The 22,950-nt window shown below is 70.9% G+C and carries 21 protein-coding genes and 1 riboswitch; of the genes, 10 read left to right on the top strand and 11 right to left on the bottom strand.

Going from position 1 to position 22,950, the window contains the following annotated elements; genetic code table 11:
* Window positions 1-86: 86 nt before the first annotated feature.
* Together pyrF and purB are read right to left on the bottom strand one after the other, a co-directional pair.
* Complete coding sequence (pyrF, locus tag ASC76_RS13575) at window positions 87-911, bottom strand: orotidine-5'-phosphate decarboxylase (RefSeq protein ID WP_056467432.1); 825 nt, start codon at window positions 909-911, stop codon at window positions 87-89.
* A gap of 5 nt (window positions 912-916) precedes the next feature.
* Window positions 917-2,287, bottom strand: a complete 1,371-nt coding sequence (gene purB, locus ASC76_RS13570) for an adenylosuccinate lyase (protein ID WP_056466568.1) — start codon at window positions 2,285-2,287, stop codon at window positions 917-919.
* 149 nt (window positions 2,288-2,436) lie between these two features.
* On the opposite strand from purB, the gene ASC76_RS13565 reads away from it, so the two are divergent.
* Window positions 2,437-3,342, top strand: coding sequence for a sensor domain-containing diguanylate cyclase (locus ASC76_RS13565; RefSeq protein ID WP_056466566.1), 906 nt, complete (start codon window positions 2,437-2,439; stop codon window positions 3,340-3,342).
* Between the two features lie 16 nt (window positions 3,343-3,358).
* Here ASC76_RS13565 and ASC76_RS13560 read toward each other — a convergent pair whose 3' ends face one another.
* Both ASC76_RS13560 and ASC76_RS13555 read right to left on the bottom strand, forming a co-directional pair.
* Complete coding sequence (locus ASC76_RS13560; protein ID WP_056466564.1) at window positions 3,359-4,444, bottom strand: M48 family metallopeptidase; 1,086 nt, start codon at window positions 4,442-4,444, stop codon at window positions 3,359-3,361.
* The gene (locus ASC76_RS13555) at window positions 4,441-5,652 is read right to left on the bottom strand and encodes a YjgN family protein (RefSeq protein WP_056466562.1); all 1,212 of its coding nucleotides are present in this window, start codon (window positions 5,650-5,652) and stop codon (window positions 4,441-4,443) included. The genes ASC76_RS13560 and ASC76_RS13555 overlap by 4 nt, the downstream gene beginning before the upstream one ends.
* A gap of 158 nt (window positions 5,653-5,810) precedes the next feature.
* On the opposite strand from ASC76_RS13555, the gene ASC76_RS13550 reads away from it, so the two are divergent.
* Window positions 5,811-6,806 carry a BMP family protein gene (locus ASC76_RS13550; protein ID WP_056466561.1) on the top strand — a complete coding sequence of 332 codons (996 nt, stop codon included), beginning with the start codon at window positions 5,811-5,813 and terminating at the stop codon, window positions 6,804-6,806.
* A gap of 14 nt (window positions 6,807-6,820) precedes the next feature.
* Here the strand turns inward: ASC76_RS13550 and ASC76_RS13545 are convergent, their stop codons facing one another.
* Entirely contained in the window at window positions 6,821-7,714 is an 894-nt protein-coding gene (locus tag ASC76_RS13545) for a DUF3667 domain-containing protein (protein WP_056466558.1), read from the bottom strand.
* Between ASC76_RS13545 and ASC76_RS13540 the strand changes: the two genes are divergently transcribed.
* Genes ASC76_RS13540 through ASC76_RS13530 form a run of 3 tightly spaced genes read left to right on the top strand, consistent with a single transcriptional unit; the run spans window position 7,713 to window position 11,332 of the window.
* Window positions 7,713-9,335 (top strand): ABC transporter ATP-binding protein, encoded by a 1,623-nt coding sequence (locus ASC76_RS13540; RefSeq protein WP_056466555.1) that lies wholly within the window; start codon window positions 7,713-7,715, stop codon window positions 9,333-9,335. The genes ASC76_RS13545 and ASC76_RS13540 overlap by 2 nt on opposite strands.
* On the top strand, window positions 9,325-10,404 hold the full coding sequence (locus ASC76_RS13535; RefSeq protein WP_056466553.1) for an ABC transporter permease: 1,080 nt from the start codon (window positions 9,325-9,327) through the stop codon (window positions 10,402-10,404). The genes ASC76_RS13540 and ASC76_RS13535 overlap by 11 nt, the downstream gene beginning before the upstream one ends.
* Window positions 10,394-11,332, top strand: coding sequence for an ABC transporter permease (locus tag ASC76_RS13530; protein ID WP_056466550.1), 939 nt, complete (start codon window positions 10,394-10,396; stop codon window positions 11,330-11,332). Before ASC76_RS13535 ends, ASC76_RS13530 begins: the two co-directional genes overlap by 11 nt.
* A gap of 4 nt (window positions 11,333-11,336) precedes the next feature.
* Here the strand turns inward: ASC76_RS13530 and atpE are convergent, their stop codons facing one another.
* Window positions 11,337-11,576: a F0F1 ATP synthase subunit C gene (gene atpE, locus ASC76_RS13525; protein ID WP_056466547.1), complete on the bottom strand. Its 240-nt coding sequence runs from the start codon at window positions 11,574-11,576 to the stop codon at window positions 11,337-11,339.
* Between the two features lie 93 nt (window positions 11,577-11,669).
* Window positions 11,670-12,290, bottom strand: a complete 621-nt coding sequence (locus ASC76_RS13520) for a hypothetical protein (protein ID WP_056466544.1) — start codon at window positions 12,288-12,290, stop codon at window positions 11,670-11,672.
* A 114-nt stretch (window positions 12,291-12,404) separates the two neighbouring features.
* Here ASC76_RS13520 and ASC76_RS13515 point away from each other — a divergent pair, with 114 nt between their 5' ends.
* Window positions 12,405-13,694: an amidohydrolase family protein gene (locus tag ASC76_RS13515; protein ID WP_056466542.1), complete on the top strand. Its 1,290-nt coding sequence runs from the start codon at window positions 12,405-12,407 to the stop codon at window positions 13,692-13,694.
* A gap of 69 nt (window positions 13,695-13,763) precedes the next feature.
* Window positions 13,764-14,381, top strand: coding sequence for a glutathione S-transferase family protein (locus ASC76_RS13510; RefSeq protein WP_056466539.1), 618 nt, complete (start codon window positions 13,764-13,766; stop codon window positions 14,379-14,381).
* Window positions 14,382-14,385: 4 nt separating this feature from the next.
* On the opposite strand, the gene ASC76_RS13505 is transcribed toward ASC76_RS13510, so the two are convergent.
* The 3 genes from ASC76_RS13505 to ASC76_RS13495 all read right to left on the bottom strand — a co-directional run bounded on the left by ASC76_RS13505 (window position 14,386) and on the right by ASC76_RS13495 (window position 17,803).
* Window positions 14,386-14,982, bottom strand: a complete 597-nt coding sequence (locus ASC76_RS13505) for a response regulator transcription factor (protein ID WP_056466536.1) — start codon at window positions 14,980-14,982, stop codon at window positions 14,386-14,388.
* 167 nt (window positions 14,983-15,149) lie between these two features.
* The gene (locus tag ASC76_RS13500) at window positions 15,150-16,781 is read right to left on the bottom strand and encodes an FMN-binding glutamate synthase family protein (protein ID WP_056466534.1); all 1,632 of its coding nucleotides are present in this window, start codon (window positions 16,779-16,781) and stop codon (window positions 15,150-15,152) included.
* Window positions 16,782-16,906: 125 nt separating this feature from the next.
* Window positions 16,907-17,803 carry a LysR family transcriptional regulator ArgP gene (locus ASC76_RS13495; RefSeq protein WP_056466531.1) on the bottom strand — a complete coding sequence of 299 codons (897 nt, stop codon included), beginning with the start codon at window positions 17,801-17,803 and terminating at the stop codon, window positions 16,907-16,909.
* Between the two features lie 73 nt (window positions 17,804-17,876).
* On the opposite strand from ASC76_RS13495, the gene ASC76_RS13490 reads away from it, so the two are divergent.
* Window positions 17,877-18,524 carry a LysE/ArgO family amino acid transporter gene (locus tag ASC76_RS13490; protein ID WP_056466528.1) on the top strand — a complete coding sequence of 216 codons (648 nt, stop codon included), beginning with the start codon at window positions 17,877-17,879 and terminating at the stop codon, window positions 18,522-18,524.
* A gap of 22 nt (window positions 18,525-18,546) precedes the next feature.
* Here ASC76_RS13490 and ASC76_RS13485 read toward each other — a convergent pair whose 3' ends face one another.
* Complete coding sequence (locus tag ASC76_RS13485; RefSeq protein WP_056466525.1) at window positions 18,547-20,958, bottom strand: DUF3772 domain-containing protein; 2,412 nt, start codon at window positions 20,956-20,958, stop codon at window positions 18,547-18,549.
* 52 nt (window positions 20,959-21,010) lie between these two features.
* Window positions 21,011-21,086, top strand: a riboswitch (SAM riboswitch).
* Between the two features lie 44 nt (window positions 21,087-21,130).
* Between ASC76_RS13485 and ASC76_RS13480 the strand changes: the two genes are divergently transcribed.
* Window positions 21,131-22,372: a homoserine O-acetyltransferase gene (locus ASC76_RS13480; protein WP_082549092.1), complete on the top strand. Its 1,242-nt coding sequence runs from the start codon at window positions 21,131-21,133 to the stop codon at window positions 22,370-22,372.
* Complete coding sequence (gene metW, locus ASC76_RS13475) at window positions 22,365-22,949, top strand: methionine biosynthesis protein MetW (protein WP_056466523.1); 585 nt, start codon at window positions 22,365-22,367, stop codon at window positions 22,947-22,949. Before ASC76_RS13480 ends, metW begins: the two co-directional genes overlap by 8 nt.
* Window position 22,950: the final 1 nt, after the last annotated feature.

Raw genomic sequence — 22,950 nt, 5'->3', positions numbered from 1 at the left:
AGTTCAAGCTGTCTTGCGTCGTGCGAAGTGACCGCAATGAGTCAATTTGGCTCATGCAGACGGCCGCCGCATGCGGCAGCGCAGTCTCAGGACGGCGCCGGTCGCGCGGCGTTCAGCTCGGCGCGCGCCGCCTGCGCGGCCACCCGAGCCGCCTCCGCAAAGTTGTCGCCCCGGCTCGCGTACAGCACGGCCCGCGACGAGCTGACGATGATCGGTGCGCCGGGGCGCCAGCCGGCGCGCACCGTCGCGGCCGCGTCGCCGCCCTGCGCGCCGATGCCCGGAATCAGCAGCGGCAGCGTCGGGGCGAGCTCGCGCACCCGTTCGATCTCGGCCGGGAAGGTCGCACCGACCACCAGGGCCAGCTGACCCGAGCGGTTCCAGGGTCCGGCCGCCAGACGCGCGATGTGTTCGAACAGCTTGTCGCCGTTCGGCAGCGTCTGCGCCTGCAGGTCCGAGCCGCCGGCGTTCGAGGTGCGGCACAGCAGGATCGCGCCCTTGCCGTCGTAGGCCAGGTAGGGTTCGATCGAGTCGAAACCCATGAACGGCGACAGCGTGACGGCGTCGGCCTGGTAGCGCTCGAACACCTCGCAGGCGTACTGCTCGGCGGTGCTGCCGATGTCGCCGCGCTTGGCGTCGAGGATCACCGGCACCTCGGGCGCCACCTGGTGGATGTGCGCGATCAGCCGCTCGAGCTGCTCTTCGGCGCGGTGGGCGGCGAAGTAGGCGATCTGCGGCTTGAACGCGATCACCAGGTCGCGGGTCGCGTCGACGATGGTCGCGCAGAAGTCGAAGATGCGGCTCGGGTCGTCCTTCCACGACCCGGGGAACTTCGCGGGGTCGGGGTCCAGGCCGACGCAGAGCATCGAGTCGTTGGCGGCTTCGGCGCGGGCGAGCTGGGCAGTGAAGTTCATCACGCTCACCCGATCCGCTTGGCCAGTTCGACCGCTCGGCCGGTGTAGCTGCCCGGTGTCATCGCGAGCAGGCGCTCGCGTTCGGCGGGCGGGATCTCGAGCGTCGCGATGAACGCGGCGATCGCCTCGCGGGTGATGGCCTTGCCGCGCGTCAGCTCCTTGAGCCGCTCGTACGGGTTCGGCAGGTTGTAGCGCCGCATCACGGTCTGCACCGGCTCGGCCAGCACCTCCCAGGCGTGATCGAGGTCGTCGGCGAGCGCGGCTTCGTTGATCTCCAGCTTGTCCAGCCCGCGCAGCAGCGAGTCCAGGCCCAGCAACGAATAGCCGAGCGCCACGCCCATGTTGCGCAGCACCGTGCTGTCGGTCAGGTCGCGCTGCCAGCGGCTGACCGGCAGCTTCTGGCTCAGGTGGGTGAGCAGCGCGTTGGCCAGGCCGAAGTTGCCCTCCGCGTTCTCGAAGTCGATCGGGTTGACCTTGTGCGGCATCGTCGACGAGCCGATCTCGCCGGCCTTGGTGCGCTGCTTGAAGTAGCCCAGGCTGACGTAGCCCCAGACGTCGCGCGACCAGTCGATCAGGATCGTGTCGGTGCGCGTGACCGCGTCGAAAAGCTCGGCCATGCAGTCGTGCGGCTCGATCTGGATCGTGTACGGGTTGAACGTGAGGCCGAGCTGCTGCTCGATCACGCGGCGCGCGAACGCCTCCCAGTCGAAATCGGGATAGGCCGCGAGGTGGGCGTTGTAGTTGCCGACCGCGCCGTTCATCTTCGCGAGCAGCTTCACGTCGGCGATCCGGGTGCGGGCGTGCGCCAGCCGCGCGACCACGTTCGCGATCTCCTTGCCGACGGTGGTCGGGCTCGCGGTCTGGCCGTGGGTGCGGCTGAGCATCGGCACCGCGGCGAGGTTGTGCGCCATTGTCGTCAGCTTCGCGATCACCTTGTCGAGCGCCGGCAGCAGCACCTCGTCGCGGGCGGCGCGCAGCATCAGGCCGTGGCTGGTGTTGTTGATGTCCTCGCTGGTGCAGGCGAAGTGCACGAACTCGCCGGCAGCGCGCAGCTCGGCCATCGATTCGAAGCGTGCCTTCAGCCAGTATTCGACCGCCTTCACATCGTGGTTGGTGGTGCGCTCGATGTCCTTGATCGCCTGCGCGTCGCCTTCGGAGAAGCGCAGCACCAGTCCGCGCAGCAGGCCGCGCGCGGCCTCCGAAAGCGGCTTGAACTCGGCGAAGCCGGCGTCCGACAAGGCGATGAACCACTCGACCTCGACTTGCACGCGCCGGTGCATCAGCCCGAATTCGGACAGCAGCGGGCGCAGCGCGGCCACCTTGGCGGCATAACGGCCGTCGAGCGGCGACAGGGCGGAGAGGGCGGACAGGTTCATGGCGGTTGGCGCGGGTCGCGCGCGGGTCGGCGGCGTATCGGTGCCAGATTGTAGAAGTGCACACATTCGGCACGTCGCGGCCGTGTCCTCTGGCTCCAGCGGCGGCGCTGGGTACCGATAACCGGGTTGAATCCGTCCGCACTCCATCCATGACCCCGACCGTCCAGCACGAACTCATCGCCTCGATGCAGCACAGTACGGCGGGCTGGTTGCTGTTCGACCCGCGCGACCGGCTCGCCGCGGCCAACGAGTGTGGCCGCGCGGCGCTCGGCATCGGGCCGGACGAGCACCCGACCTGGGAGCAGATGATGCGCAACTGCCACCAGCGCCGGCGCGGCCTGATGATCAACACCGACGACATCGATCGGTGGCTCGTCCGCGTCCGCCGGGCGTACCGCCGCCTGCCGGTGCGCAGCTTCGAGTCCGACCTGACCGATGGACGCTGGATGTGGGTGACCGAGACGACCCGCCCCGACGGCTGGGTGTTCGTGGTGCTGGTCGACATCACGCCGCTGAAGCTCAACGAGGCGACGCTGCGCCGCGCCCGCGACGACGCGCTGATCGCGGCGATGACCGACCCGCTGACCAGCCTCTACAACCGCCGCTACATCTTCCGCCGGCTCGACGACCTGCTGTGTACGACGCAGAAGATGCGCATCCCGCTCGCGGTCGCGATGCTCGACCTCGATCACTTCAAGCGCGTCAACGACGTGCACGGCCACGCGGTCGGCGACGGCGTGCTGCAGCACTTCGCGCAGCAGATGCGCAAGCACCTGCGCCCGCTCGACGCCGTCGGCCGAATCGGGGGCGAGGAGTTCCTGATGCTGCTGCCGAACGCCGACGTGACCAGTGCGTTGCCGGTTCTGGAGCGCCTGCGCGCGCGCCTCGACGACATGCAGGCGCCGCCGCCGCTGCCCTACACGTTCTCGGCCGGTGTCGCCGCCGCGTTGCCGGGCGATGGCGTCGCCGATGTGGTGCGGCGCGCCGACGATGCGCTCTACGCGGCCAAGACCGGCGGGCGCAACCAGCTCGTCGTCGCGGCCTGCCCGGCCTGAGTGCCGGCCATGCGCTTCAGCGCGCCGCGGCCTCGCGGAACCGCGCGATGCGTTCGGCGTCGGCCGGGTGGCTGGCGAGCGCGATGCCCAGGTCGACGCCTTGGCGCCCGCGCGCCGCGCCACGCTGCGCCGCCAGCCGTTCGAACAGCTCGACCATCACCGCCGGTGAAACCCCGGCGGCGCGCAGCAGCGCGATCGCGTCGCGATCGGCCTCGCGCTCGAAATCGCGCGAGTACCCGGACTGCCCGAGCAGCGCCGGAGCCGCGGCCAGCACGCTGCTGAAGTCGCCGATCGCGATCCCGGTGGCCGTGCCGATCAGCGTCGCCTGCACCAGCAGGCGCATGCCGTGGCGACGCTGCACATGGCCGAACTCGTGGCCGAGCACGCCGATCAGCACGTCGTCGCGCCCTTCCAGCAGCGCCAGCATCTCGTCGGTGACGACGATCGTGCCGCCCGGCAGCGCGAACGCGTTCGGGCCGAGCGGCGAGGGTGCATCGGGCCCGCTCGAGCGGCCGGCGCGAAACAGCAGTTCGTGCCGCGCGCCAGGGCCTGCACCCGGCGGATGGGCGCGCGCGAGCGCCTGCGCGAACGCAACGCGCAACGCGAGCTGGCGGGCTTCGGGCACCCGGCTCGGCGCCAGCAAGGTGCCGTCGATCGAGCGCAGCGCGGCGTCGCCGATCGTGCGGTCGATCGACACCGGCAGCAGCACGAGCACCGAGCGCGCGAGCGACGGCACGCCCCACAGGTAGCCTGCTGCGGCCAGCGCGAGCAGCAGCACGACCGCCACACCGGTCGCACGCCAGCTCTGCTGCGCCCGGACCACTGCCGATTCGCCGAGGCCGCTGGCGCGCGCCCAGGCGTCCCACGCGCCGGCGTCCAGCGCGTGGACCGCGCCGCCGTCGTCGAAGTGGGCGACGCGTGCGCCATGCCGGGTGCGCTCCGGCCAGCGCACGGCGGCCAGCGGCACGCGCCGCGCGGCGCCGTCGTCGCCGTCGATCTGCAGTGCCGCGCCGTCGATGCGCAGCGTGACGCGCCGCGCCCGCGCGGAGCTGCCGTCGAACAGGTCGGCGGCCAGCGCCGGCAGGGGCGCGCCGGCGTTCACAGGCCGATGTCGATCCCGAACAGGTCGCCGGCGGCATCGCCCGCCGCGTCGTCCGCGCGCCGGCGCAGCCGGTCGGCGAGTTCGTCCGGCGGCAGCAAGGTCTGCACGCTCATCGCCTCGAGCCGCAGGCGCGTCATCGCGACCTTGGCGAACGGCAGGTAGAGCCCGAGCGTTACCAGCACCAGCAGCCAGTTCTTCAGCGTCAGCCGCAACAGCGGCCAGAACAGCAGCCGGCTGTCGAACTCGACCAGCGGCCCGCGCGTGCGGCCCCAGACGAGGTTTTGCAGCCGCGAGGTCAGGTACGGGGAGATGACCAGGATCATCGCGGCGTACGCGCTGATGAACAGCAGCGTCATCGCGATGATCGCCGCCACCGACGCGCGGTTGCCGTTGCCGCCGAACACCAGCGCCAGCGCGCCGAACCCGCCGACGACCGCGGCGACCGCGCCGGCCAGCAGCGAGACGACCAGCACGACGCCGATCGTCTTCAGCGCGAGCCCGTAGAACGAGCCGGCGCCGGTGTCCAGGGTGGTGCGGGCCTGGCCGAGCGCGTAGTGGTCGTGCTGGTACTTCTTCAGGCGCCAGAAGAACAGCGGGAACAGGGCGAGCGCCGCCAGGAACGCCAGCCCCGCGACGCGATCGCCGGTGCGCGCGGACCGGCCGTCGAGGATCACGCCGATCAGCGAGATCGCGCCCGGCACGAACAGCGGCAGCATCGCGAGGTAGGCGCCGCGCAGGTCGCCGTCGAAGCGGAAGCGCAGGCCGCGCCAACTGGTGTTGGCCAGCCGGAACTGCATCGACGCGCGGAACAGCGCCGGCCACAGCGCCGCGACGATCAGGAACGCGATCAGTCCGGCCGTCGGCGAGACCCGGCCCGCCACCGAATACAGCAGCACCATCGCGCCGACCAGCAAGAAGCCGCGCAGCATGCGTTTCGGGTCGCCGTGGAAGTCGAGCGCGTGACCGCCGACCGAGGTGTTGCCGTAGAAGTAGCGCAGCCGCCGCACCTTGGCCCACGGGTAGTAGAGGCCGAGCGTCACCAGCGTGAGCAGCAGGTTGACGATCCAGATCCGGAAGTATTCGCTGCCCGAGCCGCTGAACGCGATCTCGAGCGGGTGCCGCGGCCCGGTGAGCGGCAGCGGTGCCGAGGCGGCGGCAGGGGAACCGAACCGCATCGACTCGAGCGGCATCGGAATGGTGTCTTCCATCGTGAACCTCCCTCCCCGTGCCTGTCTGGGTGCAGTTGGGGTGCCGCAAATCTAGCATCCGGCGCCGTCATCGGGCCAACCCCGTTGCGTCCGCGGAACGGCTCTTGCTTAATCGCGATCGCGGCGCGCGCCGCATCAACCCACGAGGAGATCCGTCCATGCAGCCTTCCCGTCGTCTCGCCCTGGCCCTTGCCGCGGCCACTCTGGCCGCGCTTTCCAGCGCCGGTGCGTTCGCGCAAGCCAAGATCAAGGTCGCCGCGATCTACACCGTGCCGGTCGAGCAACAGTGGGTCAGCCGCATCGACAAGGCGCTGAAGGCCGCGGTCGCGCGTGGCGAGATCGAGTACGTGTTCAGCGAGAACGTCACGAACGCCGACTACGAGCGTGTGATGCGCGGCTACGCCGAGGGCGGCAACACGCTGATCGTCGGCGAGGCGTTCGCGGTCGAGGCGGCGGCGCGCAAGGTCGCGAAGGACTACCCGAAGGTCAGCTTCCTGCTCGGCTCCAGCGGCAAGCCGCAGGCGCCCAACTTCGGCGTGTTCGACAACTTCATCCAGGAGCCGGCATACCTGAGCGGCATGATCGCCGGCGGCATGACCAAGAGCGGCAAGATCGGCATGGTCGGCGGCTACCCGATCCCCGAGGTCAACCGCCTGATGAACGCGTTCATGGCCGGCGCGAAGGAGACCAATCCGAAGGTCGAGTTCATGGTCAGCTTCATCAACAGCTGGTTCGACCCGCCGAAGGCCAAGGAAGCCGCGTTCGCGATGATCGACAAGGGCGCGGACGTGATGTATGCCGAGCGCTTCGGCGTCAGCGATGCCGCGAAGGAGAAGGGCAAGCTCGCGATCGGCAACGTCATCAACACGCAGGACAAGTACCCCGACACCGTGGTCGCCTCGGCGCTGTGGAACATGGAGCCGACGATCGACCTGGCGATCAAGTCCGTCAAGGCCGGCAAGTTCGAGGCCAGGGAGTACGGCGAGTACTCGATGATGAAGCACAAGGGCAGCGAGCTCAGCGCCCTCGGCACGTTCGCGAAGAAGGTGCCGGCCGACGTGGTCGCGAAGATGGAGGCGAAGCAGAAGGCGATCCTGGCCGGCAGCTTCACGGTGCCGGTCGACGACAGCCAGCCGAAGCCGACCGCGAAGTGACCGCGCCGGCCGGCTCAGGTCACCGCGGCCCAGACGAGGATGGCGAGCATCGCCAGCCCCATCGCGACTGGGTAGGCCGCGCCCAGCACCGCCAGCCGCAGCAGGCGCGGCCAGCGGCGGCCGCCGTAGATGCGGCCGAGCGCGAACCAGGTGTGCAGCGGCACCGCGACCAGGGCCACCGCTTTCAGCAGGCCGATCCCTGGCAGCGCAAGCACCATCGCGAGGAACCAGAACGCCTGCAGGTGCAGGGCGGCCACCAGGTGCTCGGTGTAGCGGCGCTGCCGGTTCGGATACAGCACGGCCAGACACAGCGCGAGCAGCGGCAGCACCGCGAACATCGCGACGCCGAGGTTCGAGACGAAGCGGTCGCCGAAGCGGTCGAGCTCGCGCTGGAAGCCGGCCGCGTCGAGGTTCACGCGCTGCTCGATGCGCCGGCACAGCCCGGCCGGCAGGCGCTCGCAAATGAACCGGCCGTCCTTCATCTCGAGGCGGCCGGGCCCGATGTCGAGCGCGAAGGCACCGGCGCGCGGGTCGAAGCCGTCGCCCTTGGCGATCGCCACCGCGTCCGGGTCGAGGCTCGACGCGACGCGCAGCATCAGCAGCACGGCGACGCTGATCGTCAGGTACAGCCGCAGCGGCAGTACGTAGTGCTTGCGCCGGCCGGCGAGGTACTGGCGCGTCAGCTCGCCGGGCCGCAGCACCAGCAGCTTGAGGCTGCGCCACAGCGCGCCTTCGGTCGACAGGTACGCGCCGCCGAACTGCTGCGCGAACTCGAGCAGCGTCGGCGGCTTGATGGCCGTGCCCTGGCCGCACGCCGGGCAGAACCGCGGCCGGTCCGCACCGAACGCTTCGCCGCAGTTCAGGCAGGCGGCCGTTGGCGGGGCGTCGGTAGCGGGGGAATCACGCATGGCGCCGCAGTCTAGAGCCTCCACGCCCGCCGCCGCGCCGGTCGAGGTGCTGCGCCTCGAGGCGATCACCAAGCGCTTCGGCAGCCTCGTCGCCAACGACGCGATCTCGCTGACGCTGGCGCGCGGCGAGGTGCTGGCGCTGCTCGGCGAGAACGGCGCCGGCAAGAGCACGCTGGTGTCGATCCTGTTCGGCCATTACGTCGCCGACGCGGGCCGGATCGAGGCCTTCGGCCAGCCGCTGCCGCCGGGCAACCCCAGGGCGGCGCTGGCGGCCGGCATCGGCATGGTGCACCAGCACTTCACGCTGGCCGACAACCTCAGCGTGCTCGACAACGTGATGCTCGGCACCGAGCCGCTGTGGCAGCCGTTCTCGCGGCGCGCGGCGGCGCGGGCCGCGCTGCTCGAGACGGCGCAGCGCTTCGGGTTGCAGGTCGAGCCGGACGCGCGGGTCGTCGACCTGTCGGTCGGCGAGCGCCAGCGGGTGGAGATTCTCAAGGCGCTGGTGTCCTTTGGAACGAGAAGGGGCGCGAAGATCCTGATCCTCGACGAACCGACCGCGGTGCTGACGCCGCCCGAGGTCGTCACGCTGTTCGCGACGCTGGAGCAACTCGTCGCGCAGGGCCTGGGCGTGATCTTCATCAGCCACAAGCTCGACGAGGTGCTGCGCGTGTCGCACCGGGTCGCGGTGCTGCGCGGCGGCAAGCTGGTGGCGACCGTGGCGGCGAAGGACGCGAGCAAGGCCTCGCTGGCGGCGCTGATGGTCGGACGCGAGGTGGCGCCGGCGACGCGCACGCCGCGCGCGGCCGGCGCCGTGGTGTGTGCGCTGCGCGGCGTCGGCGTGGCCGGCGCGGGCCACGGCGCGCGGCTCGAAGGCGTCGACCTCGACTTGCGCGCCGGCGAGATCGTCGCGATCGCCGGTGTCGCGGGCAACGGCCAGCAGGCGCTCGCCGAACTGCTGTTCGGCATGCTCGCGGCCAGCGCCGGCACGTTGACTTTCGACGGCCAGCCACTGCCGGCCCAACCGCAGGCCCGGGTGCGGGCCGGCGTTGCGCGTATCCCGGAAGACCGCCACGCGGTTGGTGTCGTCGGCGACCTGCCGATCTGGGAGAACGCGGTGCTCGAGCGCTATGCGACGCCGAGCTTCGCGCGCTTCGGCGTGACCAAGCGCGCCGCGGCGCAGGCGCATGCGCGCAAGGTGATCGAGCGCTTCGATGTGCGCGGCACCGAGTCGGCCGGCCTGGGGACGCCGACGCGGTCGCTGTCGGGCGGGAACATGCAGAAGCTGATTCTCGGGCGCGCGCTGCTCGGCGATCCGGGCGCTGCGATCGGCCCGCGCCTGATCGTCGCCGACCAGCCGACCTGGGGGCTGGACATCGGCGCGGTCGCCTTCGTGCACCAGCAGCTGCTCGACGCCTGCGCGCGGGGCGCCGCGGTGCTGCTGATTTCGGAAGATCTCGATGAGATCCTCGCCATCGCCGACCGCGTGGCGGTGATCCATGCCGGCCGCCTGACGGCCGCGAAGCCGGTCGCCGAGTGGACGCTCGAATCGATCGGTCTCGCGATGGCGGGCGCGCAGGCGAACGACCAGGCGAACGACCAGGCGCACGCCCATGCGCCTTGAACGCCGCGTCCGCCCGTCGCGTGCGCTGCAGGCCGGCGCGCCCTTCATCGCGGTCGCCTTCACGTTGCTGGTCACGTCGGCGCTGGTCGCGTGGGCCGGCGCGCCGGTCGGCCGCGCGTACGCGCTGCTGCTCGACGGCGGCTTCGGCTCGCGCTTCGCGTGGAGCGAGACGCTGACGCGCGCGACGCCGCTGATCCTGACCGGCCTGGCGGCCGCGGTTGCGTTCAGGGCGCGCCTGTTCAACATCGGCGCCGAGGGCCAGCTGTATGCCGGCGCGCTCGCTGCGGTCGCGGTCGGCGGCCTGCACGGCGGCACCGGGTACGCATGGAGCCCGTGGTTGCTGTTCCCGCTGATGATGCTGGCCGCGGCCGTCGCCGGCGCACTGCTGCTGCTCGGCCCGGCGCTGCTGAAGAGCCGGCTCGGCGTCGACGAGGTCGTGACGACGCTGCTGCTGAACTTCATCGTGCTGCTGTTCGTCTCGATGATGCTCGACGGCCCGATGAAGGACCCGACCGCGATGGGCTGGCCGCAGAGCGTCGCGCTGCAGGAGTCGATGCAGCTCGGCAAGCTGATCGAGCGCACCCGCGTGCACACCGGGCTGCTCTGGGCGCTGGTGCTGGCAGTCGCGCTGTGGGCGCTGCTGCGCTTCACGACCACCGGGTTCGAGATCCGGGCCGTCGGCTTCAATGCGCGCGCCGCGGCGTTCGCGGGCATGCCGGTGGCGTGGGTCAACGTGAAGGTCGCGCTGCTGTCCGGTGCGCTGGCCGGGCTGGCCGGCGCGATCGAGGTCGCGGGCCGCACCGGCTACGTCACGCTCGACATGTCGCCGGGCTACGGTTACAGCGGCATCGTGATCGCGATGCTGGCGGGGCTGAGCCCGCTCGGCGTCATCGCGGCGTCGGTGTTCGTCGCCGGCATCCTGGTGGGGGCCGACAGCATGAGCCGCGCCGTCAACGTGCCGACCTACATCGCCGACGTGATCGTCTCGGTCTCGCTGCTGAGCATGCTGGTCGCCACGCTCGCGGCCCAATACCGCGTCGTGCGCGCAAGGAGCGCCCATGCTCGCTGAGATCGCCGAACTGCTTCTGAGCGCGCCGTTCTGGGTCGCAGTGCTGCGCATCGCGACGCCGCTGATCCTCGGCACGCTCGGCGTGCTGCTGTGCGAGCGTGCCGGCGTGCTGAACCTGGGCATCGAAGGGATCATGGTCGCCGGCGCGTTCGCCGGCTGGCTCACGGTCTACCAGGGCGGCGGCCTGTGGGTGGGCGTGGCCGTGGCTGCGTTGGTCGGTGCATTGTTCGGGCTGCTGCACGGGTTCCTGACGGTGACGCTGTCGCTGTCGCAGCATGTCTCGGGGCTGGGCATCACGCTGTTCGCGACTAGCCTGGCGAGCTACGCCTACCGCGTCAGCTTCCCGAAGGTCGAGAGCCCGCCGACGATCCAGCCGTTCGCGGCGATGGAGGGGCTGCCGGTCCCGGTGCTGAGCGGCCAGACGCCGCTGACGCTGCTCGCGCTCGTGCTGGTGCCGGCGATCGGGTGGCTGCTGTACCGCACGCCGCTCGGCCTGGCGCTGCGCACCGTCGGCGAGAACCCGGCGGCCGCCGAAGGACAGGGGCTGAACGTCGCGGCGCTGCGCCTCGGCGCGCTGGCCGCGGGCTCGGCGCTGATGGGCGTGGCCGGTGCGTTCCTGACGCTGGCGGCGTTCAACGCCTTCTACTTCAACATGGTCAACGGGCGCGGCTGGGTCTGCGTCGCGCTGGTCGTGTTCGCGTCGTGGCGGCCCGGCAAGGCGCTGCTCGGCGCGCTGCTATTCGCGGTGTTCGACGCGCTGCAGCTGCGCCTGCAGCAGTCCGGTACCGGTCTGTTCGGCTGGGCGGTGCCGTACCAGGTCTACCTGATGCTGCCGTACCTGCTGTCGATCGCCGCGCTGGTGCTGGTGGCGCGCCGCGCGGCGTATCCGCAGGCGTTGATGAAGCCCTATCGCAAGGGCGAACGCTGACGAATCACTTGAAGGGGTTCGCGGTCGCGAACCACAGGCCGATGCCGGTCGCGATGATGAACGCGCCGTCGAGCACGCCGACCAGCAGGAACACCTTGTTCTGCAGCGTCTCCATGAGTTCCGGCTGGCGCGCCGAGGCCTCGAGGTACTTGCTGCCGAGCAGGCCGACGCCGAGGCACGAGCCGATCGCGCCGAGACCGATCATGTGGCTGACGCCGAGCGGGAGGAGGTTGATGCCGTCCATGTGAACTCCGGGGGTTGAGAAGGTGCGTTGAGGGCATCTTCCCGCCGGGCGATCATTGGGGCCATGACCTCTCAGGTCATGGCCGCGCGCGGCTCAGATCCGCAGTGCGGTCGCGAGCCGGTCGATGCGGCGCTTGAGCACGTCGATCCAGCCGGGCTCGGCGTTGGTGCGGTCCTGCGCGGCGATCACCAGCACCGCCATCACGGCGACCAGGGTCGTGCCGAACAGCCACAGCGCAGTGCCGAGCACGAAGTCGATCGACACCGTGCGGCTCCACGGCCGGGCGATGCCGAGGAAGGCGCAGTACAGCCACAGGCAGTTGGACAGCGCGACCGGCACCGCGACCCGCAGGAAGTCACGCGGCTTCCAGCGCGCGACGCGCCGGCCGCGGGCCAAACCGGGGAAGGTGTAGCGGTGCAGCACGAAGGCGTTGATCGTCAGCACCACCACCAGCACCAGCTTGCCCTGCAGCTTGGGATTGCCGCTCAGGTAGGTCGGATCGGCTCCCAGGCCGAGCAGGATCATGGCGCCGCCGGTGACGTACAGCACCATCAGCGCGATCGTGATCAGGCGCATGACGTAGGGATTGGGCGGCGCGATGCGCACGCGGTCATCGGCCAAGCGGCGCAGCAGCCGGATGTCGGTGGCGACGATCGCCCCGAGTGCCAGGCTGGTGCCAAGCAGGTGGGCGAACAGGAGAAGCAGCTTGAACACGGGGGCGGGGCGGGTGCCTGGGGCCTAGACTCGGAGTCGATTCTCCATTTTCGACCTCCTGGCCGGTTGCTTGAGGTGGCGTGTGTTTCCGGACGTTTGTGGAAAGATTGGCAGATGCAAGAACACCAGCCCCTTCTATTCCGCGGTGCGTCGCTCGTCGATGGCCGGGTCGACCAGGACGTGCTGGTGCGGGCCGGTCGCATCGCGGCGATCGGCACCGCCCTTGCCGCGCCGGCCGACGCGCGGGTGATCGAGGCCGGCGGCGGGTTGCTCGCGCCGCCGTTCGTCGACCCGCACTTCCACATGGATGCGACGCTCAGCTACGGCCTGCCGCGCGTCAACGCCAGCGGCACCCTGCTCGAAGGCATCGCGCTGTGGGGCGAACTGAAGCCCGAGCTGACGCAACAGGCGCTGGTCGACCGCGCGCTGCAGTACTGCGACTGGGCAGTGGCCAAGGGGCTGCTGGCGATCCGCACCCATGTCGACGTCTGCGACGATCGGCTGCTCGCGGTGGAGGCGCTGCTGCAGGTCAGGAAGACGGTGGCGCCGTACCTCGACCTGCAGCTCGTCGCGTTCCCGCAGGATGGCGTGCTGCGCTCGCCGACCGCGCTCGCCAACCTGAAGCGCGCGCTCGACCTCGGCGTCGACGTGGTGGGCGGCATCCCGCATTTCGAGCGCACGATGGCCGATGGCGCCGAAAGCGTGCGCCTGCTGTGCGAGCTGGCCGCCGAGCGTGGCCTGCGGGTCGACATGCATTGCGACGAGAGCGACGATCCGCTGTCGCGCCATGTCGAGACGCTCGCGTTCCACACCCATCGCCTGGGGTTGCACGGCCGGGTCACCGGCTCGCACCTGACCTCGATGCACTCGATGGACAACTACTATGTGAGCAAACTGCTGCCGCTGATGCGCGAGGCGCAGTTGCATGCCATCGCGAACCCGCTGATCAACATCACGCTGCAGGGCCGGCACGACACCTACCCCAAGCGCCGCGGCATGACGCGCGTCCCGGAACTCATGGCGGCCGGCATCAACGTCGCGTTCGGCCACGATTGCGTGATGGACCCGTGGTATTCGCTCGGTTCGGGGGACATGCTCGAGGTCGCGCAGATGGGGCTGCACGTGGCGCAGATGACCTCGCAAGCCGGCATGCGCGCGTGCTTCGACGCGGTGACGGTCAACGCCGCGCGCGTGCTCGGGCTCGAGGGCTACGGCCTCGACGTCGGCTGCCACGCCGACTTCGTGCTGCTGCAGGCGCGCGACCCGGTCGAGGCGATCCGCCTGCGCGCGCAACGCCTGCAGGTGGTGCGGCGCGGTCGGGTGGTCGCGCAGACGCCGGCGGCCACCGCGGCGCTGCACTTGCCGGGACGGCCGCAAAGTGTGGACTGGACGCTACGTCGCTGAGGCGGTGCGCACGAGGGGCGCCGCTAAAATGGGCCAGAGCCACCAGTGTGGCCACAGGGACGGCTCTCCATGAAACTCATTGGTTCTCTCACCAGTCCGTACGTGCGCAAGGTGCGCATCGTGATGGCCGAGAAAAAACTCGACTACCAGCACGAGCTCGAGGACGTGTGGGCCAATGACAAGATCATGAAGTCCAACCCGCTGGGCAAGGTGCCCTGCCTGGTGCTGCCGGGCGGCGAGGCGATCTTCGATTCGCGCGTGATCGTCGAGTACCTGGACACCCGCTCGCCGGTCAGCCGGCTGATCCCCGAGGGCAGCCGCGAGCGGATCGAGGTGCGCACCTGGGAGGCGCTGGCCGACGGCATCCTCGATGCCGCGATCCTGGCCCGGCTGGAACAGACCTGGGCCGGCCGCACCGACGCGCAGCGCAGCCCGGCCTGGATCGAGCGGCAGATGCACAAGATCGATGTGTCGCTGGACGCGGTCAGCACCGGCCTGGCGGACAAGCCGTGGTGCACGGGCATCCACCTGTCGCTGGCCGACATCGCGGTCGGGTGCGCGCTCGACTACATGAGCTTTCGCTTCCCGCAGGTCGCCTGGCGCGAGAAGCACGCCAACCTCGCGAAGCTCGCCGACAAGCTCGCCACGCGCGCCAGCTTCGCCGACACCCGGCCGCCGGGCACCTGAGCGTTCAGTCCGGTCCGCTGGCGGCCGGACGCGGACGAAGGTCCAGGTGCAGCTTGCGGTAGATCGCACGCAGCGTCAGGCCGATCTGTTGCGGCGTCATCTGCGCGCTGCGTGCGACCTCGGCCATCGAGGCGCCGGCGCCGATGGCGTGCAGCAGCTTCAATTCGGGCTCGAGCAGCGGGTGTGCACCAGTGCGCAACTGCATCGTCAGCAGCTGCGCGACGCGTGCATCCATCGACGACTCGCCGGCGAGCATCCGCTGCATCCGCAGCAACAGGTCGGGCCCGACATGGCCGGAGAGCGCATAGCCGTCGGCGCCGTGCCGCAGCGTGTGCATCAGGTGCGGATCGCGCAGCGATGGCGTCAGCGCCAGCACGTGCGAGCGACGGGGCCGCAGCTCGTCGAGCAGGTTGACCAGCGGGCCGTCGGGCAGGCGCACGTCGGCGACGATCAGGTCGGGCAGGCGCCGGGCGAGCGCCGTGCGGGCCGCGGCGAGCGAGTCGACCGCGTCGCTGACCGCCATCGTGGCGTCGCTGTCGGCGAGGCGGCTGATCTCGGCGCGCGCCGTCGCGTCGAGGACGATGAGAAGAATGTTGGACATGAACGCTCGTCGCGTGAATCGAGGAGCGAATTGTTCCGAACCGGCCCGTATTGCGCATCCCGCGGGTCGTGTGCGTGCGCAGCCGACGCCGCGTGTCGGAAGGGCGCTGACACGCTGTGAACTGCGGACACATTCGTGCGCCGGCGGCGCGGCGGCCCCCGGGCGCGTCAGCGCGCGGCCGCGACTCCGAAGCTCGAGGCCTGCGCCTGCGGCCAGTAGATCCTGAACACCTGCTGCGACATCTCGCCGCGCAGCAGTTCGCCGGGCTGCACGAACGGCATCAGCGTCGCGAGCAGCTTCACGCTCTGCTCGGCGGTGCGGCGCACGATGTGCGAAGCGGTGATCTGGCTCGGGTCCGCGAGGCCGGCGGCCTGCACCAGTTCCTTCAACGCCATCAACGTGTTCTGGTGGAAGTGATAGACCCGCTCGGCCTTGGTCGGCACCACGAGGGCCCGCGCGCGCTGCTCGTCCTGCGTCGCGACGCCGGTCGGGCAATGGCCGGTGTGGCAGCTCTGCGCCTGGATGCAGCCGAGCGAGAACATGAAGCCGCGCGCCGAGTTGCACCAGTCGGCTCCGAGCGCGAGCATGCGCGCGATGTCGAACGCGCTGACGACCTTGCCGGCGCAACCGATCTTGATCTTGCTGCGCAGGTTCAACCCGACCAGCGTGTTGTGCACCAGCAGCAGGCCCTCCTGCAGCGGCGCGCCGACATGGTCCGTGAACTCCAGCGGTGCCGCACCGGTGCCGCCTTCGGCGCCGTCGACGACGATGAAGTCCGGCGTGATGCCGGTCTCGAGCATCGCCTTGGCGATCGCGAACCACTCCCACGGGTGGCCGATGCACAGCTTGAAGCCGGTCGGCTTGCCGCCCGACAGGGTGCGCAGCTTGTCGATGAACTGCATCATCTCGATCGGCGTCGAGAACGCCGCGTGGCTGGCCGGCGAGACGCAATCGATCCAAGCCGGCACGCCGCGCGCCGCGGCGATCTCGGGCGTGACCTTCGGCCCCGGCAGCACGCCGCCGTGGCCCGGCTTCGCGCCCTGGCTGAGCTTGAGCTCGATCATCTTCACCTGCGGCTGGCAGGCGTTGGCGGCGAAGCGCTCTTCGCTGAACGCGCCGCCGTCGTCGCGGCAGCCGAAGTAGCCCGAACCGATCTCCCAGATCAGGTCGCCGCCGTTCTCGCGGTGGTAGCGGCTGATCGAGCCCTCGCCGGTGTCGTGCGCGAAGTTGCCGCGCTTGGCGCCGGCGTTGAGCGCCAGGATCGCGTTCGCGCTGAGCGCGCCGAAGCTCATCGCCGAGATGTTGAAGATGCTGGCGCTGTACGGCTGCGCGCGCGCCGCGCCGATCGTGATGCGGAAGTCGTGCGACGCGAGCGTGGTCGGCTGCAGCGAGTGGTTGATCCACTCGTAGCCGACCGCACCGACGTCCATCTGCGTGCCGAACGGCCGCTTGTCGGCCTCGCCCTTCGCGCGCTGGTAGACCAGCGAACGCTGCTGGCGCGAGAACGGCGCGGCCTCGTTGTCGCCCTCGATGAAGTACTGCCGCATCTCGGGCCGGATGAACTCGAGCAGGAAGCGCAGGTGGCCGATCACCGGGTAGTTGCGCAGCACCGAATGGCGCGTCTGGCGCGTGTCACGCACGCCCAGTCCGACGAGCAGCGTGAAGGCCAGCGCCGGCGCCCCGCCGACGCCGAAGCCGACCCACGTGAAGGCGCACAGCAGCGCGCCGACGGCGCACAGCAACCACACCGCATACCGCACCGGCACGTGCCGGTCGAGCTGCTTGAGCCAATCGAACATGAGCGTTCACCCCGCGTCTTTGGCGCGATGGTAGGGCCGCGCCGCGGCGGTGTTCGGTGCGGGAATGCCCGAATACCGGTGCAGACGCGGGCATCGCCGGGCGCGCAACCGACGCTGCGCGATGGTCAGGGCGGCCGCAGCGCGCGCCTGGCCGCGGACAGCACCTCGCGGCTCAGCCCGTCGACCAGGCGCGCGGCCGAGCGTGCGTGCTGCCAATGCAGCGGCGTGTCGAGCGGCGTGCCGGGTACGAGTTCGACCAGCCGGCCGGCCGCCAGGTGCGACGCGATCAGCGCCTGCGGTTGCAGCCCCCAGCCCATGCCGCCCAGCGCCGCGACGACGAAGGCCTGCGGCGAGGGCAGGCCATGGCGCGGCAGGTCGACGTGCCGATGGCACTGTCGTCGCGCCCAGCGCGCCTGCAGTTCGTCCTTGGCGTTGAAGACCAGGCTAGGCGCCTGCGCCAGACTGGACGCCCCGACGCCGCCCGGGAAGTGACGGGCCACGAACGCGGGGCTTGCGACCGCCAGGTAGCGCAGCGCGCCGAGCGGGCGGCTGTTGCAACCCGCCGCGGGCCGGGCGGTGGCGGTCACCGCCGCCAGCACCGAGCCGCTGCGCAGCCACTCGGCGGTGTGGTCCTGGTCGTCGACCGCCACGTCGACGAGCACGTGCGCGTCGGCGGCGAACGCCGCGAGGGCCGGCGCGAACCAGGTCGCCAGGCTGTCGGCGTTGACCGCCAGCGGCAGCCGCACGCGCGCGATGCCGTCCCGGGCCAGCGCCGGGGTCGTGCCCTGCAGTTCCTGCTCGAGCAGCCGCACGCGATCGACGTGCTGGCACAGCCGGCGCCCGGTCTCCGTGGCGCGACACGGCTGCTCGCGCACCACCAGCGGGCAACCGATGCGCTCCTCGAGCAGGCGGATGCGCTGCGACACCGCCGAGGGCGTCACGTGGAGTGCGAGCGCAGCCCGCTCGAAGCTGCCCTCGCGGATGACGGCCGCCAGGGCGGCCAGCGCGGCGTAGTCCAGCATCGGTTCAGTTTCACTTCATTCAACGTAGAAAGCTTAGTTTGCCTACGGCACGTCGGGCTGGCAAGCTGACCGCATGACGCCGACCCTGAGCACCGCGATCGCCTTCCCTGTCTTCTTCCACGGGCTGGTGTTGAGCCTGGGGCTGATCGTCGCGATCGGTGCGCAGAATGCCTTCGTGCTGCGCCAGGGGCTGCGGCGCGAGCATGTCGGCACGGTCGTGCTGTTCTGCGCGGTCGCCGACGCGGTGCTGATCGCGGCCGGGGTGCTGGGCATGGCGCAGGCGCTCGGGGAGAGCCCGCGGCTGGCGCAGGCGCTGGCGCTGGCCGGGGCGGCCTTCCTCGCGTGCTACGGCTGGCAGGCGCTCCGGCGCGCGCGGCACGCCGGCAGCCTCCAGGCGGCCCCCGGCGGCAGCGGGCTTCGCCGTGGCGCGGCGATCGCCCAGGCGGCGGCATTCACGCTGCTCAACCCGCACGTCTATCTCGACACGGTGCTGCTGGTGGGCAGCATCGGCGCGCAGCAGCCGGCGGCGCTGCGCGGCTGGTTCATCGCCGGCGCGGCGGGCGCGAGCCTGCTGTGGTTCGTGCTGCTGGGCTTCGGCGCCCGTCGGCTGGCGCCCTGGTTCGCGCGACCACGGGCCTGGCAGGTGCTCGACGCGCTGATCGGCGGGACGATGTGCCTGTTGGCGGCGCTGCTGGTTCGGCACGCGCTGCCGGGCAGTTGACGAACCGCCGCGCCGATGCCGTTCAGGTCGCCGGCGGTGTCGGCGCGTTCGCCGCGGTCGGCGGCGCCGGCTCGGCCGCACTGATCAGCATCGTCGGCGGGCTGCTGAGCTTGATCTGGGCGTCGTGCAGGCGCTTCAGCACATCGAACAGCAACGCGCTGCGCACCCGCGCCACGCTGCGCGGCGAGTTGACGTAGCCGGTCGCGTTGAACATCAGCTGGCCGTGGTCGACGCCGTCCAGCAGCACCGCAGGCCCGGGGGTCTCGAGCACGTCGTGGTTCGCATCGTAGGCCTGCAGCAGCTGCTCGCGCACGGTCTCGGCGTCGCTGCCGAGCGGCACCGGCAGCTTGATCTGCACCAGGCCGAGGGGGTCGGCCAGCGTGACGTTGCGGACGATCTTGGTGATGAACTCGGAGTTCGGCACGATCACCGTCGAGCGGTCGCCCATCTGGATCTCGGTGGCGCGCACATTGATGCGCCGGATGTCGCCTTCGACACCGCCCAGCGACACCCAGTCGCCGACCTTCACCGGCCGTTCCGCGAGCAGGATCAGGCCCGAGACGAAGTTCTGCACCACCGCCTGCAGGCCGAAGCCGATGCCGACCGAGAGTGCGCTGGCGACCCATGCGATGCGCTCCAGCCCGACCCCCATCGCCGACATCGCCAGCGCGATCGCGATCACCACGCCGGCGTAGCCGAACAGCGAGGTCGTCGAGGCGCTCATGCCCGCATCGAGCGAGGTGGTCGGCAAGTAGCGCGTGGCGAGCCAGTGACGCAGCACCCGCACCACGCCCAGGCCGACGACGAGCACCAGCAGCGCCTGCAGTACCGCGCCCGGCAGCAGCTTGAACTCGCCGATCGCGATGCCCTGCTGCCACTGCCCGCTGCGCCGCAGGAGCTCGGCCGGGCTCTCGCCGAACGGCGCGACCAGCAGCATCAGCGCGACCAGCAGCACCGCCAGCCGCAGCGCGCCCGACGCCAGCACCGCGATCTGCGCCGCGGGCTTGGACGTCACCGGCAGCCTGGCCTTGTGCTCGGCGGCCTCGTCCGCGGCGGCAGGCTCGGTCGCCAGCCACGCCATCAGCAGGTCGTCGATCAGCGCGGCGAGCAGGTAGGCCGCGCCGAGCACGATGCCGGCCCACACGACCTGGCGCACCGCGAAGCTGCCGAACGCGACATAGCCCGCCAGCAGGCACACGACCGCGGTCGCGAGCACCAGCCAGTTCAGGCCGCCGAGCACCGCGAGCCAGACCGGGCGACCGCGCGCGCCTTCCTTCGCGAGCTCATGGCGCCAGACGCGTTCGCCATGCATCAACCCGAGCCCGACCGTCAGCCCGACCGTCAGCGCGACGATGCAGTTGATCGCCACCGTCGTCGACAGGCTCGCATTCGCCATCACCGCGATGCGCTCGGCCGACCAGGTCGCGACGCTGACGAACGTGATCAGCGCCGGGAAGTGGCGCAGGCTCGTGGCGACCGCGTCCGGCAGCGGCAGCAGCCGCCAGCTCGGCCGGCGCGCGCAGATCAGCGCGGTTGCCAAGCCATACATGAAGCCGGCGACCCAGAACAGCGCGATGAACACGCCCAGGTCGGTGGCCTGGGCCTCGGCGAGCGTGCCGTTCCAGTCGAACGCCGCGAACACGGCCGCTCCCACCAGGCCGAACGCGAGCGTCCACTGGGCGACCACCAGCGTCGCATACAGCGATCGCCGCAGGCGCCCGGGCGGCGTGTGCCCGGTCAGCCAGCGCACCAGCGCACTGCGGCCCCAGGCCAGCGCCCACACCAGCGCCGCCGCGACCACCGGCAGCGCCAGCCACACCGCCATCGGCGCGGCGCGCGCCGCGTCCACCAGCGGGCTCGCGACCTTGCGCACCCGCGCCAGGTCGTTCGGAAGGTCGTCCCGCCAGTCCGACCAGAACGGCCCGGCCAGGATCGAGTTGGTGCGCGTGCCCAGCTGCGCCTGGAACTGCGCGCGCCGCAGCGTCGACAGCTGCGCCGCGAGTTGCTGGCTCTCGACGGTCAGCAGCCGGGCGAGCTTGACCTGGCCGTCCAGCGTGCCGCGGCTCTTGGCGATCAGCGCGCGCTGCGCGGCGACGTCGGCGTCCTCCTTGGCGCCGGCCGCCGGCGCGCCGAGTTCGGCCACGCGTGCATCCACGCTCGCCAGCTGCGGTGCCAGCAGGTCGGCGATGTCCGAGGCCTGCTGCTGCGCCGCCTGGGCCGCGCTGCGCAGCTGGCGCAATTCGGCGTCGCCCGGCGGCTCGGCCCGGGCGAGGGCGCGCTGCGAGGCGTCGATCTGCAGGCGGATGCGGTCGAGCGAGGCGTCGATGTCGCCGCCCGGTGCCGCCGGCGCCTGTGCCGCCGCCACGGCCGCGAACAGCCAGAGCAGCAGCGGCGCGACAAGGCGAAGAAGAATCCGATCGACGATGAATCGCATGCGCGGCGGCAACCCGAGCGCGGCGCCGGGCCGCGAAGCGCCTCGTTATACTCGCCCCCACAGCGCCGATTTGTTCCGAATTGCGGGCGCTTTAAAAATGCCGCTAAAGAGGGACGCCCGACCCGGTGTCCGCCTCCGCAGCGGTCCGGGTCTTTTGCTTTCTTGGGGTGTCATGAGTTCGATCGGCGACGTTCAGCCGCAGTTTCTCCACTTCGCGCCACCGCTGCCGCTGCGCAGCGGCGCACAGTTGCGCGACTACACGCTCGCGTACGAGACCTACGGCACGCTGAACGCGGCGCGCAGCAACGCCGTGCTTGTGTGCCACGCGCTGAACGCGAGCCACCACGTCGCCGGCACCTACGCCGGGCAACCCCGGAGCGAGGGCTGGTGGGACAACCTGGTCGGCCCCGGCAAGCCGCTGGACACCGACCGCTTCTTCGTGATCGGGGTCAACAACCCCGGCTCGTGCTTCGGCTCGACCGGGCCGATGCAGACCAACCCCGACACCGGCCGCGTCTACGGCGCCGATTTCCCGGTCGTCACGGTCGAGGACTGGGTCGACGCGCAGGCCCGACTGCTCGATGCGCTCGGCATCACGCAGCTGGCCGCGGTGCTCGGCGGCAGCCTGGGCGGCATGCAGGCGCTGAGCTGGTCGCTGCGCCACCCGGACCGGCTGCGCCACTGCATCGCGGTGGCGACGGCGCCGAACCTGTCGGCGCAGAACATCGCGTTCAACGAGGTCGCGCGACGGGCGATCGTCACCGACCCCGAATTCCACGGCGGGCACTTCTACGAACACGGCACGCTGCCGCGGCGCGGGCTGCGGGTGGCGCGGATGATCGGGCACATCACGTATCTCTCCGACGACGCGATGGAGGCCAAGTTCGGTCGAAGGTTTCGAGGCGCCGGAACTCCGCCCGTCGAGGGCCGCGCCGGCGCACCCAACTACAGCACCCAGGACGTCGAGTTCGAGATCGAGAGCTACCTGCGCCACCAGGGCGACAAGTTCAGCGAGTACTTCGACGCCAACACCTACCTGCTGATCACCCGCGCGCTCGACTACTTCGACCCGGCCCGCGAGTTCGGCGGCGACCTGACGGCCGCGTTCGCGCCGGCGCGCTGCAAGTTCCAGCTCGTCAGCTTCACGACCGACTGGCGCTTCGCACCGGCGCGCTCGCGCGAGATCGTCAAGGCGCTGGTCGACCACAAGCGCGACGTGAGCTACGCCGAGATCGACGCGCCGCACGGTCACGACGCCTTCCTGCTCGACGACCCGCGCTACCACGGCGTGCTGCGCGCGTGCTTCGACAACATCGCGAAGGAGTTCGGACCGAGCCGAGCGCCGGGCCGTCCCAAGCCGGCGAGCGCCCCCTCGGGGGGCAGGAGCGAAGCGACGTGGGGGCCCCATGTCTGATCGCAAGGACATGGAACTGATCGCCGAGCTGGTGCCGAAGGGCTCGCACGTGCTCGACCTGGGCTGCGGCAACGGCGAGTTCCTGGCGCTGCTGCGCGACACCCGCGGCTGCACCGGCTACGGCATCGAGATCGACGATGCGAACGTGCTCGCCTGCACCCAGCGCGGCGTCAACGTGATCCAGCTCAACCTCGAGGAAGGCCTGGCCCTCTTCGAGGACCAGAGCTTCGATGTGGTGCTGCAGATCGAGACGCTGCAGCACCTGCGCAACACCGAGAAGATGCTGCGCGAGACCGCGCGCGTCGGCCGCATCGGCATCGTCAGCTTCCCGAACTTCGCGCACTGGCCGAACCGGCTGCAGGTCGCGGCCGGCCGCATGCCGGTCACGCGCGTGCTGCCCTACCAGTGGTACGACACACCCAACATCCGCGTCGGCACCTTCGCCGACTTCGAGGTGCTGGCGCGCAAGGACGGGCTGCGCATCCTGGACGCCTTCGGCATCCAGGCCGGCGCCGCGGTGCGGCGCTGGCCGAACCTGCGCGCCAGCGTGGCGGTGTTCAAGTTCGACCGCGGCTGAG

Origin of the sequence: Rhizobacter sp. Root404 (assembly GCF_001425865.1) — a bacterium.
Taxonomy (GTDB): domain Bacteria; phylum Pseudomonadota; class Gammaproteobacteria; order Burkholderiales; family Burkholderiaceae_C; genus LMDS01.
This window is presented reverse-complemented; position numbering and strand designations above follow the sequence as displayed.

Coding starts and splice junctions, on each gene's coding strand:
- ASC76_RS13505 (WP_056466536.1), bottom strand. CDS start 14,982: ATGTCCAACATTCTTCTCATCGTCCTCGACGCGACGGCGCGCGCCGAG.
- purB (WP_056466568.1), bottom strand. CDS start 2,287: ATGAACCTGTCCGCCCTCTCCGCCCTGTCGCCGCTCGACGGCCGTTAT.
- ASC76_RS13500 (WP_056466534.1), bottom strand. CDS start 16,781: ATGTTCGATTGGCTCAAGCAGCTCGACCGGCACGTGCCGGTGCGGTAT.
- ASC76_RS13530 (WP_056466550.1), top strand. CDS start 10,394: ATGCTCGCTGAGATCGCCGAACTGCTTCTGAGCGCGCCGTTCTGGGTC.
- ASC76_RS13565 (WP_056466566.1), top strand. CDS start 2,437: ATGACCCCGACCGTCCAGCACGAACTCATCGCCTCGATGCAGCACAGT.
- ASC76_RS13545 (WP_056466558.1), bottom strand. CDS start 7,714: ATGCGTGATTCCCCCGCTACCGACGCCCCGCCAACGGCCGCCTGCCTG.
- ASC76_RS13555 (WP_056466562.1), bottom strand. CDS start 5,652: ATGGAAGACACCATTCCGATGCCGCTCGAGTCGATGCGGTTCGGTTCC.
- ASC76_RS13490 (WP_056466528.1), top strand. CDS start 17,877: ATGACGCCGACCCTGAGCACCGCGATCGCCTTCCCTGTCTTCTTCCAC.
- metW (WP_056466523.1), top strand. CDS start 22,365: ATGTCTGATCGCAAGGACATGGAACTGATCGCCGAGCTGGTGCCGAAG.
- ASC76_RS13540 (WP_056466555.1), top strand. CDS start 7,713: ATGGCGCCGCAGTCTAGAGCCTCCACGCCCGCCGCCGCGCCGGTCGAG.
- ASC76_RS13485 (WP_056466525.1), bottom strand. CDS start 20,958: ATGCGATTCATCGTCGATCGGATTCTTCTTCGCCTTGTCGCGCCGCTG.
- ASC76_RS13550 (WP_056466561.1), top strand. CDS start 5,811: ATGCAGCCTTCCCGTCGTCTCGCCCTGGCCCTTGCCGCGGCCACTCTG.
- pyrF (WP_056467432.1), bottom strand. CDS start 911: ATGAACTTCACTGCCCAGCTCGCCCGCGCCGAAGCCGCCAACGACTCG.
- ASC76_RS13510 (WP_056466539.1), top strand. CDS start 13,764: ATGAAACTCATTGGTTCTCTCACCAGTCCGTACGTGCGCAAGGTGCGC.
- ASC76_RS13480 (WP_082549092.1), top strand. CDS start 21,131: ATGAGTTCGATCGGCGACGTTCAGCCGCAGTTTCTCCACTTCGCGCCA.
- atpE (WP_056466547.1), bottom strand. CDS start 11,576: ATGGACGGCATCAACCTCCTCCCGCTCGGCGTCAGCCACATGATCGGT.
- ASC76_RS13495 (WP_056466531.1), bottom strand. CDS start 17,803: ATGCTGGACTACGCCGCGCTGGCCGCCCTGGCGGCCGTCATCCGCGAG.
- ASC76_RS13515 (WP_056466542.1), top strand. CDS start 12,405: ATGCAAGAACACCAGCCCCTTCTATTCCGCGGTGCGTCGCTCGTCGAT.
- ASC76_RS13535 (WP_056466553.1), top strand. CDS start 9,325: ATGCGCCTTGAACGCCGCGTCCGCCCGTCGCGTGCGCTGCAGGCCGGC.